The sequence below is a fragment of the Mangrovicoccus sp. HB161399 genome, from assembly GCF_013184745.1.
Classification (GTDB): Bacteria; Pseudomonadota; Alphaproteobacteria; order Rhodobacterales; family Rhodobacteraceae; genus Mangrovicoccus.
Window position 1 is genome coordinate 1 of the sequence record NZ_JAATVU010000063.1, and the last position, 15,383, is coordinate 15,383.

The following is a 15,383-nucleotide window of genomic DNA, read 5'->3' on the forward strand; positions in this document are numbered from 1 at the left end:
CATCGCGGGATCGAACCGGACGGCCAGCGATCCGCGCTGCCTCAGCGCCCCGCTCGCCGTCGCGCTCGGACCGGTGGCGCGTCACCGCTCGCTAGCAGTGCCAGTTGGCGGTCTTGTACGCCGTCTTCGGAGGTCCGCTCAGGGCCGCCAGCTATCATGCTGGATTCGCGCCGTGAATCCCCCCGGATTTGCGCAACAAGGCCGCCTTCCGGCCACCGCGGTGACCGTCATCGCCACGGGCGAGGGCGACGCCCGGATGGGCCTGACCACGTCTGCCATCTGCTCGCTCTCCGACGCGCCGCCGATGATACCGGCCTGCATCAACCGCCGCAGCCCCGTGCCGGAGCCGATCCGCGCCAATGGCTGCTTTTCCGCCAATTTCCTGACCTAGGCCCAGATCGCCGTCGCCTCGCTTTGCCGGGATGGCCAAGCTCTACGGGGCGGAACGCTTCGCCGGGGGCGCCTGGACCCGGCTCGCGGCCAGCGCGCCGGTTCTGGAGGACGCGCTGTCGGCCTTCGACTTGCGTACCGACTGCGAGCGCGACTCGCCGACCCATGCGATCCTGATCGGCCGCATGGCCGCCCTCCGGCAGGACGGAAGCGCGCGCGGCCTCGTCTACACCTCGGGGACCTTCAGCTTCCCGCCCGACCTCTCCGCGTGACGCAGGCAGGCTTCGGCGGCACCGGCTGGGGAACCCCATGCCGCGCCGCTGGCGGCCAAGACCGTCCGCAGGCAAGCGGCCGGCCAAGTGAGCCCGGGAACGGTCCGGAGAAACGGCCCCGATCCGGCAGACCGCGGCTCCAGCCTCCTGGCCGGGAATTGGCTGCTGTGGGCAAGACGGCAGTCGCTGGGCCGCGAGCCGCCAGCCCAACAACCGGTCGGCGCCTGCACCTGCGCCCGTCGTGCCGGACGGGCATCCCGCGGAGCATCCTGGCGGAGATGCAGGCCTTCCGCCCCGCAAGTCTCCAATCTTGGCGGCCCCGGCCGGCAGACCCTGCAAGGCGTCCCGCCGACCGGGCCGTTCATTGCCCGGGTCCCCATGGAGACGGACCCGATCCTGCGGCCATGCCAGTCCGGAACGGCCGGGAACTCCGGGGGCTTGCCGTTCTTGCCGCGGCCGGTCGGTCCGTCTCCGGCGCAGCCAGTCTCCGGCCTCCCCGCCCGGCATGGGGCGGTGTCCCTCACGACAGTGCCGTGCCCGCCCGGCCAAGTTCCGGGCGGCCGCACCTTTCCCTCCTCCGCTTGCGGCCATCGCGGCGCGCCCCCGGCGGCCCATGCGCCGACCGGTCCAATTCACGATTGCCATGTCCAGGCCGGCAAGCCCGCCGCGGGCATGCGACCGCCGGGAGACCAGGCACGCACGGATCCGCGCCGCGTCTTCCGGTCCGGCGGGCATGAACGGCACGCATCAACTGCCGGGCCGGACACACCGGGCGCAGTCCCCCTGACTGCCGCCATGGACTTGGCAGCCGCCTGCCTCCGTCAGCCGGGCCGGTCCAGCATTGCCCGGATGTCCGCGGGAAGCTCGAACGCCTCCCTGTCATGGGCTTCCAGCATGGGGATAAGCCGGTCCTCCTGCTCGGCGAAGAGCGCACGGGTCAGGCCATCCGCCACCCGCGGCACGCCGAAGCGGTGCGACGAGATCGACACCGCCGACATGCCGCCCATCGACAGGCTGGCCAGCGCGTTGAAAGCCACGATCCGCCCGATGCCCGGCGCGGCTCCAGGCACGCGTTCGGTGAAGCGGTAGTCGCGGTCGAGATAGGGAAACAGCAGCCGCCCCGGTGCCGGATCGTCGGCGGGCGGCTGGAAGCGGTCGCGCCAGAGCGCCGCGCCGCGCGCGATCCGGGCCAGTTCGGGGCGCCGGGACATGTCGACCAGAGTGCCCGTGGCGGCAATGGCGTGATCCGCCTCGAACCGGCCGCGGGGCGTCCCGATGACGATCCGCCCGCCGTCCATCCCGACCGTCTCCCAGGGCGCGCCCGGCAGGATCCGGAAATTGGGGAAGCTGCAGGCGCGGAAGAAATGATGCTCCGCCGGAGACTGGCTGAGCCCGCTCATGAATCGCGCGAGGTTCCACTTGGTCAGGTCCGACAGCTCGTGCGAATGGTTAAGGTGGCCGCCGGTCTCGAATTCGCGGGCGACGTCCTTCATCGGCAGATCCCGGCGGCGCATGAACATTTCGACCTGCCGCGCCCCGGCATCGAGGGCCGTCACCGCCATGTCGAAGGCCGCTGCCCCCGCGCCGAGGATGGCGATGTCGCGACCGGCGAACTGTGCGGCATCCACCCCGTCCGAGGAATGGCTGTAGCGCTCCGGAGGGAGCCCCGCGGCAATCACCTCCGGCACGGCCCAGGCGCCGCCGCCATCCATGCCCGTGGCCAGCACCGCATGGCGGGCGCGGATCGTGCCGCCTCCGGCCAGCGACAGGCTCACCCCGGCCGCGTCGAAATCGATGTCGGCCACCTCCGCGCCGTTGCGGACCGGCAGGTCCGCGATGCTGCGGTACCAGCGCAGATAGGCCATCCAGTCGGTCCGCGGCACGCGCTTCAGCGCGTCCCAGGCGGCGCGGCCGTGGCAGGCGGTGAAGAAGCTCTGGATGGTCAGCGACGGGATATTCAGATCGGCGCCCATGACCTCCTTGGGCGAGCGGATCTCGTAGTTGCGGGCGAAGCTGTCCCAGACGCCTTCGCGGCCTTCCGGCGCGCGGTCGAGAAGCAGGATGTTGTCCACGCCGCGGCGCTTCAGCTCGTGGCCGAGCACCAGCCCGGACTGTCCCGCGCCGACGATGGCCACGTCCGGAATCCGCCGCCCCGCGTGCTCGGCCGGAATGACCCAGGGCTTGGTGGCGAAGCTCAGCATGGCAAGGTCTTCGCGGGCCCGGCGGGTCAGCGCGTCGAGCGCGGACTCGGCCTGGCCGGGCGCGGGCACGGCAATGTTCACGGGCAGTCTCCTTGGCGGGGGCTGCGGGATGGCGGCGCCCCCGCGATCTTGCCGCGCGCGGGCGCCCGCCGCCAAACGCCGAATCCTCAGGGAAGCGTTGCCGCAGCCGCAACGCCCGTTTCCGCCGGAACGGCGTCCGGCACCGCGGCCCGGCTGCGGACCAGCTGTCCGACCTCCGCCCGGAAGCCCGGAAGCGCCTCCTTCAGGCGCTCGAGCAGCATGGCGCCCGCACCCGGCAGCGTGCGCATCGGCTGGACGTAGACGGTCAGCGAGGGCGGCGGCGCCAGCCGGTCCTCGATCGGCACGAAGGCCAAGGTGCCCGCGGCGATCTCCGCCATGACGCCGACGGGCGTGCGCACGCCGACGCCCAGTCCCGCCCGCACGAGATTGGTGACGAAATCAGGCGCGTTGGTGTCGAAGGCGCGCGTGCGCGGGTCGCTGGCCTCCAGATAGTCGCGCCAGCCGGTGCCGCCCCCCGTTCCCTTGCGGGTATTGACCAGCGGCTCGCCGATCAGGTCCGTCAGCTTCAGCGCGCCGCGACGCGCCAGGTGCGAGCCGGGCGGACAGATCACGCCGAGCGGGATCTCGGAAATGGCGGCGATGGTCAGGTCCCCGCGCACCGGCGGCGACATGGCGATGCCGATATCGACCGCTTCCGCGGCCACCATCTCCATGATGTCCTTCGCCCCGGCGATCTCGACGCTGAAGGTCACGCCCGGATAGGCGGCGTGGTAGGCGGCAAGCACCGGCGGCAGGAAATCGCGGCCCAGCCCGTCCTCGCAGGCCAGCCGGACATGGCCGCGGCGCAGCCCCCGCAGGTCGTCGATATGGCCGATGGCGCGCTCCAGATCCTGGTCGAGCTTCATCGCATAGCCGTAGAGCACCTCGCCCGCCGCGGTCAGCCGGACCCCCTCGGCGCGCCGCTCGAATAGCTTGGCCTGCAGCTGGTCCTCCAGCTTGATGATCTGGCGGTTGACGGCCGAGGCCGCCACGCTGAGCCGCTCGGCTGCCTGCCGCATCGACCCCGCACGGGCGGTTTCGGCGAAATAGCGCAGGGCGGCAAGATGGACATGGACAAAGGATCGGGACACCGGGGAACTCCTGGCTGCAACGCGTTACCCCTCCAGCCTGCCGCAAGTTCCCCCGCTTTGCCGGTCCGCGCTGTCCCCGGCAGCCGCTGCCGGAGCGGCAACGCCCAAGGTCAGGTCGTTGCCGGTTCCGTTGCGGGAAATTTGAGCCGGGGGCGAACTTCGGACGCCAGCAGCCGGAGGGTCCGTTCGGCATGGCCGAGGGAGACATGCGGAATCTGGACCATCGCGTCGAGCTGGTCGATTCCCGTCTCGGCGATATAGGCGTTGAGCTTTCCGGCAACCGTCTCGGGAGAGCCGGCGATCACGTTGACCATGTCCAGCTGCTCGGCCCGGTTGCGCGGCACCTCGGGGAATATGCCCTTCGCGATCGCCTCGCGGGTATAGGCCCCCTTCGACATCATCGAGAAGTAGAGATCGGCGGCGGCCGCGCTGTCGGCCAGCGCTTCGGCATCGGTCGGGGCGACGAAGACCAGCCGCACGCCTCGGCACAGGCCCCTGCCCCCGCTCCGGCGGTAGCGGCGGACATACCCGGCCTGCACCGATCCGGTCTCGGCCTGGCCGACGACCAGGTTGATGCCGCGCGCCGCCAGCATGGCGATCGTGCCTTCGTCGCGCCCTGCCGCCCAGAGCCGCGGCACCAGATCGACCCCTGGCGCGGGCGAAAGCGGCGTTTCGGTCAGGCCTGCGAATTCGGCGAGAAGCCCGTCGAGAAGCTCGGCGAAGCGGGCGATCTTGGCGGCACGGTCGGGGATCGCGTTCTGCGCGCCCGAGCCCAGCCCGATGCCGAAATCGACCCGCCCGCCAGAGACCAGCGACAGCATCGCCATTTCCTCGGCGGCGCGCTGCGGGCTGACATGCGACAGCACCTTGACCCCGGTCCCCAGCCGCACGCGGCGGGTCAGCCCCGCGGCCTTGGCCAGCAGGATCTCGGGCACCGGGAAACGGCCGTAGAAGGCGGCCGCGTCGTCGCGGCGGTGATGCTCGCCCAGCCAGCAGCTGTCGAAGCCCATTTCGTCCGCCAGCCGGATCAGCGCCAGCGAGTGCTCGGCCATCTCGGCATCGGTGGTGCCGGGCGCGGCCCAGCCCTGGTCCATCAGGCCAAATCTCGGTGTCATTGCGCGGTCCTTTCCGGCAGGGATCAGCGGGTCTTCCAGGGCATGGCCAGGCGCTCGGCCAGCGTCACCAGCCCGTAGACGGCCAGGCTCGCCGCCGTGGCGGCAAGCGCCGTCGCCCAGACCTCGGCGGTCTGGTAGCGCGCGCCGTAGACGACGATCAGGTGGCCGAGCCCGCGCTCGGCGGCGAGCCATTCGGCGACGATGGAGGAGACGATGCAGGCGCAGGCCGACAGCTTGAGCGCGTTGAAGAGGAACGGCACCGATGCCGGCAGCCGCACCAGCCAGAGCGTCTGGCGCGCATCGGCCGACAGCGTGTGCATCAGTTCCTTGACCTCCGCATCGGCGCTGCGCAGCCCGCGCAGGGCGTTCACCAGCATCGGGAAGAAGGTGAGGAAGGCGGTGATGACGATCTTCGGCGCCATGCCGTTGCCGAGCCACAGGATCAGCACCGGCAGGACCGCGACGACCGGCACGGCCTCGGCGCCGATGGCAACCGGATAGACCGCGCGCCGGATCGGTGCGGAATGGACGAAGATGATGGCGACGAGCAGCCCCAGCGCGTTGCCGATGGCGAAGCCCGCCATAGCCTGGCCGAGCGTCACCCCCATATGCGCCAGGATCTCGGCGCCCGAGCGGCCGAAGGCCTCGGCGATGGCCAGCGGCGAGGCCAGGATCAGCGGCGAGACGCGCCCGGAAGCAGTGATCCATTGCCAGAGGCCGAGCGCCACGAACAGCACCGCCAGCGGCAGCGCGATGCGGCGGAGGCGGTGCCAGGGGATCGGCGGCAATGCCGCCGCATCGCGGGCCATGGCGGGAAGGATGTCGGGCTGGGCGGTCAAGGGCACGTCCTCGGGCAGGGTCAAAGGTCGGGCGCGGCGGCGGTGTAGCGGTGCAGCAGGTGCTCGGCGAGATGCACGAGTCCCAGAAGCGACAGGGTCAGCCCGGCGGAGGTGAAAATCGCCGCCCAAAGCTGGGGAAGCTGGAAATACTGGCCCGAGACCACGACGAGATAGCCCAGCCCGGTATTCGCCCCGATCCATTCGGTCACCAGCGCGGCGATGAAGGCCGAGGAGGCCGAGACCTTCAGCGCGGCAAAGAGATAGGGCATGGCCGCCGGGAACTCGACCATGCAGAGCCGCTGCCAGCGCGAGGCATGCAGGCTGTGCATCAGCTCCAGATGGTCGTCCGAGGGCGAGGCCAGCCCGCGCATCATGTTGAGGAAGGTCGGGAAATAGACCGAGAAGGAGACGATGGCGATGATCGGCGGCAGGCCGCGCCCGAGCATCACCACCACCAGCGGCGTGAAGACGACGATGGGAATCGCCCGGCTGACCAGCGCATAGGGATAGAGCGCCTCGCGCAGCACCGTGACCGAGGAGAGCAGCATCGCCATCGCGACGGCGACGATGTTGCCGATGGCGAAGCCCGACAGCGCCTCCAGCGTGGTCGCCCCGGCATGGCGCAGCAGCACTTCGGAATTGCCGGTGAACTGCGCCGCGACCAGTCCGGGCGCCGGCAGGATGAAGGACGGGATCCAGCCCTGCGCCGCGCCGGCCGACCAGAGCGCGACCAGTCCGGCGATCAGCAGGACCGGCGGCAGGACGGCGCCGAGGACGCCGGGAACGGCGGATGGCAGGCGCGGGAGGGGCTGGATCATGGCAGGCTCCGGTCGGCAGGGGCTCCGGCGCCGGAAGCGCCGGAGGCGGGCATCAGTGCTTCGGCAGGACGGCCATCTCGAGGATCTCGGTGGTGGTGAAGCTCGCCGGGTCGATCACCGAGGCCGCGGCACCGGCCTCGAAGGCGTTCTGCGCCGTCTCGGCCCAGACATCGGGCTCCAGCCACAGGATGCCGTGCTCGGCGGTCATGTCCGACTTCATGTAATCGGCCTGGTGGACGGCCTGGTAGGTCTGCTGCTCGAGGTTGAGCCCGTCATTGAACTTGTGGTCGACGATGTATTTCGCCGCCGCTTCGGGATCGGCGAAATAGATGTCCCAGGCCTTGGCCTCCGCCGACATGTAGGCTGCGAGGGTTTCCTTGTTCGCCGGGTCGGACAGGTACTCGTCGGTGACGATCCAGGAACCGGATTGCGAGTTCATCCCGAAATCGCCCAGCGGCAGGACGTTGACCTCCACCCCGGCCTGCTCGATCAGCCGCGGCTCGTTGAAGGCGAAGGTGGTGATCATGCAGTCGATGCGCCCGGCGATCAGCAGGGAGATGTCGCTGTTGCCGATAGAGGTGGTGTCGACCTGGTCGAGCGTGACGCCGTTCTTGCCGAGAAAGGTCTCGGCATAGACCTGGGCGGACTGCTTGACCCCCAGCCGCTTGCCGACAAGCTGGTCCGGCGCGGTGATGCCGCTGTCCTTGCGGCAGGTCATGGCCACCGGCGAGGTCTGGAACTGCCCGGCGATGACCTTCAGCGGCGCGCCCTTGTCGACCGCGGCGACCACGCTGTCGGCGCCGGTCATCGCCAGCTGCGCGACATTGGCCGAGACCATCTGCACCCCGTCGACCCCGTTGCCCCCGGGGATCAGCGTGACATCGAGGCCGGCCTCCTCGAACAGGCCCTCCTCCTTGGCATAGAGCGCGCCGAAATTCTCGACATTGGGGATGTAGCTCAGCACGACGGTGATCGGCGTCAGATCCTGGGCCGGGGCCATGGAGGCGGCGGAGATGGCCAGGGCGGCAAGGCTGGCGCGGCGGGCCGCGGCGATCGGGGAGAAGGGCAAGGTCGGGGTCTCCGGTCTGGTCGGGCTCGGCCCGGGTTGGCAAGGCGGGGGAGGTTCAGCCGTGCAGCGCATGGCGCAGCTCGGCCTCGTAGGCGGCAAAGCGCGGATCGTCGCGCAGGGACCGGTCGCGGTCGCGGCCGAAGCCGATCGGCACGCGCTTCGTGATGCGGCCGGGACGGGCGCTCATCACCGCGACCTCGTCGGACAGGATGATCGCCTCGGAAATCGAATGGGTGACCAAGAGGAGCGTCGCGCCGGTTTCCTGCAGGATGCGCAGCAGCTCGAAATTCAGCTTCTCGCGGGTAATCTCGTCGAGCGCGCCGAAGGGTTCGTCCATCAGCAGGAAGCGCGGCCTCAGCGTCAGCGCCCGCGCGATCGCCGCGCGCTGGCGCATGCCGCCCGACAGTTCCGCCGGATAGGCCCGCTCGAACCCCTTGAGCCCGACCAGCTCGATCATCTCCTCCGCGGTCCGGCGGCGTTCGCGCGGCGAGACCCGGGCGACCTGCAGGCCGAGCTCGACATTCTCCAGGATGCGGCGCCAGGGCAGCATGGTCGATTGCTGGGAGACCAGAGCGAAGACCCGGTTGGCGCGCGCATCCGCAGGCGTCGTGCCGTGCAGCGTCGCCCTGCCCGAGGTCGGATGCACCAGATCGGCGAAGATGCGCAGCAAGGTGGACTTGCCGCAGCCCGACGGCCCGATCAGCGAGGCCCAGGAGCCGCGCGGCACCTCCAGCGAGCAGCCGGTCAGCGCCTCGGTCACCTCGCGTCCGCGGCGGTAGACCATGCCGACGTCGCGGGCAACGAGCCCTCCGGCCGCCGTCTCCGCTGTCATCCCGTCCGGGTCCGGCAGGCTGCCATCCATGCGTGTCCTTTCCGGGGCTGCACCCCAACCGGCAGTCCTGTGCCGGTCCCTCGACCTCCCTGACGTCGGGCGGGGCTCCGGTCCGCTCCGCCTTCCGGTTCCGAAGGTGGCACCGGCCGCGCGAGTTTGGGAAGACGCATATCCCGGACGATGCGTTGCCGCTTCGGCAACGGGTGTCGGCAGGCGCCGCCGAGCAAGCGCCGCAATGGTTGAATTTTTTGCCGATTGCGTTGCCGAACCGGCAACGTTTAAAAATTCTTCTGAAATAACTGTATCTTACCGGCATCTTTCGGAAAACCGCCTTTGCCCCGCGGCGCAGTGGCGCGACTGTACAAGCCGTGCGGCCTTCCTATCATCGCCGTGCCGGCAGCCGCCGGGCAGAGTGAAGGAGTTCCGATGGACAGGCCCGCACCGCAGCAGGACGTCGACGGCATCATGGCCGCGATGCCCGCGTACAGCACAGAATTCGCCGAGACCTTCGCCAACCATGCCCCCATGGTTCTCGTCGCGCTCGACAGGATCGGCGGCGGCGCGGACCGGCTGCACGATTTCTTCCGCAGCTACGAGGCCTACAAGGTCCTTCTGCCGGTGCAGCCCGGGACCGCCCCCCTGACCGCCGCCGACCTTCCCGCCCTTCTGGGCGCGCGGGAGCGCGAGGACGACCTGCGCCGCTATTTCGCCGCGGAGGTGGACAGGCTGGGCTGGCGGGAGGCGCTCGCCGTGCACCTGCCGGGCCTTGCCTCGGGCGTCGGCGCCAGCGCGCTGCACGCGCTCATGCGGACCGCCTACGGCATCCTGCGCGAAGACCCGCAGGAAATCGCGATCGCGCTGGCCTATTGGCACTGGTCCCACCTGGCGCTGCCGCCCGCAACCGGCGCCGCGCCGGTGACGGCCGACCCCGCGGAGGTCCTGGCGCGCGCGGGCCGGATCGACGCGCTGCGCGCGCTGCCCCTGCATGGCCTGCTGTGGCAGAACATGGCCGAAAGCGGGCGCTGCGCAGGGTTCGCGCCGGTCGTCGACTGGCTGGAGATCGGGCCGGACACGCTGGACCGCATGGCTGCGGCCTCGATCGCGCTCTTCGCCGCGACCCAGGACTTTTCGGCCCTCCACGCGGTGACGGGGTGCCACTGGCTGCGGATCGTGCTTCCCTGCTGCAGCGCGGACACGCAGGAGACGATGCTGCGCAGCTTCTGGCAGTGCATCGCCGCGCTCTCGGGCGAGATGGGCTTTCCCGCCCTGCCCTCCGCCGCCCGGCTGGAGCGCTGGCGCATGGCCGAAGCGCCGGACTGGCCCGCGATCTTCGCGGCCGCGCGGCTGTCGGATGACGAGCACGACATCTCCGTCGCCTTCTCCGCCTCCGAAGAGGACAGGATCCGCCCCGACCCGCTCTACCGGGTCTCGGTCGCGCGGCGGCTGGGCCTGATCCGGGACTACCGGACATGACGCATCCTTCCGATTTCCTGATCGAGGCGGGCGTGGTGCTCTGCGGGCTGGACGGCGCGGGACGGATGCAGCTGCGCCATGACGCGATGATCCGGGTGCACGAGGGCCGGATCGCCCATATCGGCGCGCCGGAGGCCGTGGCCTTCGGCAATGGCCATCTTCCGCGCTTCGGAGGCCCCGGGATGATCGCCATGCCGGGCCTGGTGAATGCGCATCACCATTTCGGGATCACCCCGCTGATGGGCGGCGTTCCCTTCGCGCCGCTGGAACTGTGGCTGCCGCGCTTCCGCCTGATCCGCCAGATCGGGCCGCGGCTCGACACGCTCTATTCCGCCATCGAGATGCTGGAAAGCGGCACGACCACCGTGCATCACATCCATTCCGGGCTTGCGGGCTCGCCGGAGGACTGGAAGGCCGGGGCCGATGCGGTGCTGGGCGCCTATGGCGAGACCGGGATGCGCGCGGGCTTCTCCTTCATGATCCGCGACCGCAACGTGCTGAGCTACGACCCCGACGAGGACGTGCTCGCCGCGCTTCCCGCCGAGATGGCGGAATGGTGGCGGCCGCGGCTCTCGGCGGCGGCGACGCCGATCGGCGACTACATGGACTTCTTCCGTCGGATGCAGGCGGACTGGGCGGCGAAGGCCCCCGGCATGGTGCGGATGCACCTGGCGCCGGCGAACCTGCACTGGTGCTCGGATGGCGCGCTGCAGGAGATCGTTTCGACGGCACGCGCGGCGGGCGCCAACCTCCACATGCACCTGGTCGAGACCGAGCGCCAGGCCGCCTTCGCGCAGCGCACCTTCGGCTGTTCGGCGGTGGAGCACCTCCACCGGCTGGGCTGCCTCGGTCCGGAGCTGACGCTGGGCCACGGCAACTGGACCAGCCGCGGCGATCTCGACCTCCTGGCCGACTGCGGCTGCATGATCTGCCACAATGCCTCTTCCGGGCTGCGGCTGGGATCGGGCATCGCGCCGGTCAACGAGATGCGCCGCAGGGGAATTCCGGTGGCGCTCGGCATCGACCAGTCGAACATCGCCGACGACCGCGACATGCTGCTGGAGATGAAGCTGGCCTGGGCGCTGCACCGCGAGACCGGGCTGTGGAACGACCGTCCCGATGCGGCCGCCGTGATTGCCATGGCGACGGAGCATGGCGCGCGCTCCGCCGGGTTCGGCACCGAGGTCGGCCGGCTGGAGCCGGGGCGGCGCGCCGACATCCTGCTGCTCGACCGCGCCAGGGTGGAACGCCCCTTCGTCTCGCCGCACACGCCGGTGGCCGAGACGGTGCTGCACCGCGCGGCACGGGACGCCGTGGACAGCGTCTTCGTCGAGGGACGCCGGGTGGTCGAGGGCGGCCGCGTGACGTCGATCGACCGCGGCGCGGTGCTGGCCGAGATCGGCGACCGGCTCGCCGCGCCGGAAACGGCCGGCGAGACCGAGGCGCGGAGGATGGTGGAGGCGACCATGCCGGTGCTGGCCGGGTTCCAGAGGCGCAGCTCCCCGCACGAGGCGCACCGCCCCTACCGCTACAACGCGATGGACCATGGCTGAGCGGCTGGTCCTCTCCGGCGCCGTCCTGCCCGACGGCACGGCGGCCGACATCGTGATCGCGGACGGGCGGATCGCGCAGCTCGCCGCGCCCGGCACCGCGGCGGGCCCGGCCGAGGACTGCACCGGCATGGCCGCGCTGCCGGGCCTCGCCGACGCGCACATCCATCTCGACAAGACGCTCTGGGGCCTGCCCTTCGAGGCGCATGCACGCGGCGGCACCGTCGCGGAGCGCATCGCCTTCGAACGCAGCCGCCGCCCCTCCCTGCCGCCGGTCTTCGGCCGCGGCCTGGCGCTGGCACGGCACGTCGCCGCGCTCGGCACCACGCAGGTCCGCAGCCATGTCGACATCGACACGCAATCCGGCCTGTCCGGGCTCTTTGACCTGCTGCGGCTGCGCGAGGCGGTGCGGGACCTCGTCGACATCCAGATCGTCGCCTTCCCGCAGAGCGGCATCCTGCGCGACCCCGGCACGGCGGAGCTGCTGGATGCCGCGCTCCGCGAGGGCGCGGACCTGGTGGGCGGGCTCGATCCCTCGGCGATCGACGGCGATGCCGCCGGGCATCTGGACATCGTCTTCGGACTGGCGGAACGCCATGGCAAGGGCATCGACATCCACCTGCACGAGCCTGGCGCCGCGGGACTTGGCGCGCTTGCCGACATCGCCCGGCGCACCGGGGCTGCCGCGATGCAGGGCCGGGTCGCCGTCAGCCACGCCTTCGCGCTGGGGCATCCGGCGGCCGGGCCGGCGGTCGACGCGCTGGCACGGGCGGGCGTGGCCATCGTCACCAACGGCCCGCCCCGCGCCGTCGCCATGCCCCCGGTCGCGGCGCTGCAGGCCGCGGGCGTCCTGGTGGCCGCCGGTTCGGACAACATCCGCGATCTCTGGAGCCCGCACGGCAATGGCGACATGCTGCAGCGTGCCGGGATGATCGCCTACATGCAGGGTCTCTGCGCGCCGGAGGAGCTGGAGCTCGCGCTCGCGCTCGCGACCTCGCACGGCGCGGCGCTGTGCGGATCGGACGGCGGCAGGATCGCGCCGGGCGGAGCGGCCGACATGGTGCTGGTTGCGGCAGGTTCGGCGGCCGAGGCGTTGGTCTCCGCCCCGCCGCGCCGCATGGTGATCAAGCGCGGGCGGATCATCGCGCGCGACGGCAAGCTGGAGAGCTGACATGTTCGACCTCATCCTGCGCAACGCGGCGCCCGACGGGTTCGGCGGCCTGCGCGATCTGGGCCTGAAGGACGGGCGCATTGCCGCCATCGCCCCCAGGCTCGAGGCGGAGGCGCCGGAGGAAGACCTGCAGGGGCTGTTCCTCTCGCCCGGCCTATGCGATGCGCATGTCCATCTCGACAAGGCCTGCATCCTCGGCCGCTGCCAGGTCTGCGAGGGAACGCTGGAAGAGGCCGTCCGCCTGACGGCCGCCGCCAAGACGGGCTTCGACGAGGAGGACGTGTACCGGCGCGGCGCGCGCGTGCTGGAGAAGGCAATCTCGCACGGCACGCAGCGGATGCGCAGCTTCGTCGAGGTCGATCCGCGCGCGGGCATGCGCAGCTTTGCCGCCGTCATGCGGCTCAAGGCGGATTATGCCTGGGCGCTCGACCTGCAGGTCTGCGCCTTCGCGCAGGAGGGCCTGACGCAGGAGATGGCGACCCTTGGGCTGCTGGAAGAGGCCTGCCGCGAGGGGGCCGACATGGTCGGCGGCTGCCCCTATACCGATCCCGACCCGGCGCGCCATGTCGCGCTGATCTTCGATCTCGCGGAGCGGCACGGGATGCGGGCCGATTTCCACCTGGATTTCGATCTCGATCCCGGCAGGACCAACCTGCCGCATGTGCTGCGCGAGACGAAGGCGCGGGGCCTGCAGGGGCAGGTCTCCATCGGCCATGTGACGCAGATCTCCGCCATGGCGCCCGCGCAGGCGGAGGCGGTGGCGGAGGCGCTGGCGGAGGCCGGCGTCGCGCTCACCGTGCTGCCGGCGACCGACCTTTTCCTGACCGGCCGCGATTCCGACCGGCTGGTGCCGCGCGGGATCGCCCCGGCGCACCGGATGGCGGGGGTGGCGGCTTCGCTGGCGACGAACAACGTTCTGAACCCGTTCACGCCCTTCGGCGATGCATCGCTGGTCAGGATGGCCAATCTCTATGCCACCGTCGCCCAGGCGGCGAGCGCGGCGGAATGCCTGCGCATCTGGCGGATGATTGCCGCGGATGCCGCGGCCGCGATGGGTGCGCGGGCGGAGATCGCCGTCGGTGCGCCGGCCGACCTGGTGCTTTTCGACGCGCCGGACGCAGAGGCGGCTCTGCGCGAAGTGGCACCCGCCCTGGCCGGCTGGAAGGCCGGATGCCCGAGCTTCCGCAGGCCCCGTCCCGTTCTGATGCCCCCGGACACGGGCTGGGACAGCACAGGACGGGGACCGTCCCGCAGGGGACGCGCTCCAGGGCAATAGGACACGGCGATTGCCGCCGGTTCCGTGCTTCGCCGCACGGAGCTCTTTGGTGGGACGGGCAATCTCTCCCATCGGGCGGCCCGGCCCTCGGTCCGGGGGATCACATCCGCGCAGGAGCGGGAAGCTTGCCCCGGGGCCGGGACCGGCACGGCCAAGATTGACGCGGCCAGCCCGACGGCGCACCGCGCGGCCAGCCGCATGCCGCCGGAAAGGGACAGCCCGGCCGCACCTTGGGCGGCCTGACCGCGGCATTCCCCGCCGTCGCGGGCCGTAACGGCGGTCCAGGTCCGCGGGGCAGCGACGGAGGAGACCGGACGACTGCGGTTCCGGCCTGCACCGGTTCCCTCTCCCGCCGCGACGATATGCGTTGCGCCCGGCGCCGGAAAGGCAACACGATCCCCTGGGGTCAGGATTCATTGGTTTGTGCTGTTCCGCATGCTTCGCGCCTCCAGCGACGCAGCGGCGACATGAACGATTTCTTCCGGCTGATCCGCGCGCTGGTGGCGCGTCTGAACCCGTTCCGTCCGAAGCCGCACGGAAAGCCCCGGGTCGATGGCAAGAGGGTTCCGAGCGGGATTGCCTTCATCAACCGCAATGGGGTGAGGCGGCGCGATGCCCTGAAGGCCTTGGCCCGCACAGGTGAAGGAGACCGTGGCACCAGCGGCGACGCGAAAGCCCCGGAAACGGCCTGCAGTCGCTGGAATCTCTGGACCGGGAAAGCCATCTTCGCACAGATCACGGCGGGCGCGGCCGCCTCACCGATCGAACCGGAAGCGGCATGGACACCAAGCTCCGTGCCATCTGTGGCCGCCCGGGGCGGCCGGTTGAGCTGTTCGTCACCGCCGGACAGGCGAGCAATCATGTCGGAGCAAGAGCGCTGATCGCAGCCTGCCCGACGTCAAATGGCTGCCCGGGGATCGCGGCTAGGATGCCGATTGGTTCCGGGAAGCGCTGCAGAACAAGGGGATGTGCCCCCGTGCATTCCCGGCCGAAGGCAACGCAAGATCCCCGTCAGCCACGGCAGGCGCTGGTGCAAGCGGCGCAACCGCATCGAGATCTTGTCCGGCAGGCTCAGGGACCGGAGGCGCGCCGCAACCCGCTGCGGTAGAGGTCCCAAGGTCTTCCTCTCCGCCATCGCTCTCGCGGCAACCGGCATCTTCTGGGCATCAATCCTGACCCCAGGCCGCCGATGGCACGTTCCGCGA

The 15,383-nt window shown here is 70.9% G+C and carries 13 protein-coding genes and 1 pseudogene; 7 read left to right on the plus strand and 7 right to left on the minus strand.

Going from position 1 to position 15,383, the window contains the following annotated elements; translation table 11 throughout:
• Together HCC78_RS33265 and HCC78_RS24595 are read left to right on the plus strand one after the other, a co-directional pair.
• The coding region (locus tag HCC78_RS33265; RefSeq protein WP_216671289.1) for a flavin reductase family protein at positions 1-391 on the plus strand (391 nt) is incomplete at its 5' end.
• A 31-nt stretch (positions 392-422) separates the two neighbouring features.
• A complete protein-coding gene (locus HCC78_RS24595) occupies positions 423-662 on the plus strand; it encodes a flavin reductase family protein (protein WP_172331425.1) in 240 nt (79 codons plus the stop codon).
• Positions 663-1,483: 821 nt separating this feature from the next.
• On the opposite strand, the gene HCC78_RS24600 is transcribed toward HCC78_RS24595, so the two are convergent.
• The 7 genes from HCC78_RS24600 to HCC78_RS24630 form a co-directional block, all read right to left on the minus strand.
• Positions 1,484-2,944 carry an NAD(P)-binding domain-containing protein gene (locus HCC78_RS24600; protein ID WP_371743927.1) on the minus strand — a complete coding sequence of 487 codons (1,461 nt, stop codon included), beginning with the start codon at positions 2,942-2,944 and terminating at the stop codon, positions 1,484-1,486.
• Between the two features lie 86 nt (positions 2,945-3,030).
• Complete coding sequence (locus HCC78_RS24605; RefSeq protein WP_172331426.1) at positions 3,031-4,035, minus strand: LysR family transcriptional regulator; 1,005 nt, start codon at positions 4,033-4,035, stop codon at positions 3,031-3,033.
• Between the two features lie 110 nt (positions 4,036-4,145).
• Positions 4,146-5,150, minus strand: a complete 1,005-nt coding sequence (locus tag HCC78_RS24610) for an LLM class flavin-dependent oxidoreductase (protein ID WP_172331427.1) — start codon at positions 5,148-5,150, stop codon at positions 4,146-4,148.
• Positions 5,151-5,173: 23 nt separating this feature from the next.
• A complete protein-coding gene (locus tag HCC78_RS24615; protein WP_172331428.1) occupies positions 5,174-5,989 on the minus strand; it encodes an ABC transporter permease in 816 nt (271 codons plus the stop codon).
• Positions 5,990-6,009: 20 nt separating this feature from the next.
• A complete protein-coding gene (locus HCC78_RS24620) occupies positions 6,010-6,807 on the minus strand; it encodes an ABC transporter permease (RefSeq protein WP_172331429.1) in 798 nt (265 codons plus the stop codon).
• A 52-nt stretch (positions 6,808-6,859) separates the two neighbouring features.
• A complete protein-coding gene (locus HCC78_RS24625) occupies positions 6,860-7,876 on the minus strand; it encodes an ABC transporter substrate-binding protein (RefSeq protein ID WP_172331430.1) in 1,017 nt (338 codons plus the stop codon).
• A gap of 55 nt (positions 7,877-7,931) precedes the next feature.
• Positions 7,932-8,738, minus strand: coding sequence for an ABC transporter ATP-binding protein (locus HCC78_RS24630; RefSeq protein WP_216671290.1), 807 nt, complete (start codon positions 8,736-8,738; stop codon positions 7,932-7,934).
• A gap of 396 nt (positions 8,739-9,134) precedes the next feature.
• Here HCC78_RS24630 and HCC78_RS24635 point away from each other — a divergent pair, with 396 nt between their 5' ends.
• From HCC78_RS24635 to HCC78_RS24655, 5 genes and pseudogenes are all read left to right on the plus strand, one after another.
• Positions 9,135-10,181, plus strand: a complete 1,047-nt coding sequence (locus HCC78_RS24635) for a questin oxidase family protein (protein ID WP_216671291.1) — start codon at positions 9,135-9,137, stop codon at positions 10,179-10,181.
• Entirely contained in the window at positions 10,178-11,734 is a 1,557-nt protein-coding gene (locus HCC78_RS24640; RefSeq protein WP_172331431.1) for an amidohydrolase family protein, read from the plus strand. The genes HCC78_RS24635 and HCC78_RS24640 overlap by 4 nt, the downstream gene beginning before the upstream one ends.
• Positions 11,727-12,902, plus strand: a complete 1,176-nt coding sequence (locus HCC78_RS24645; RefSeq protein WP_172331432.1) for an amidohydrolase — start codon at positions 11,727-11,729, stop codon at positions 12,900-12,902. Before HCC78_RS24640 ends, HCC78_RS24645 begins: the two co-directional genes overlap by 8 nt.
• Position 12,903: 1 nt before the next feature.
• Positions 12,904-14,178 carry an amidohydrolase family protein gene (locus HCC78_RS24650; RefSeq protein ID WP_172331433.1) on the plus strand — a complete coding sequence of 425 codons (1,275 nt, stop codon included), beginning with the start codon at positions 12,904-12,906 and terminating at the stop codon, positions 14,176-14,178.
• A gap of 467 nt (positions 14,179-14,645) precedes the next feature.
• Positions 14,646-15,341: pseudogene (locus tag HCC78_RS24655) on the plus strand (IS5/IS1182 family transposase); the annotation flags it as partial.
• Positions 15,342-15,383: the final 42 nt, after the last annotated feature.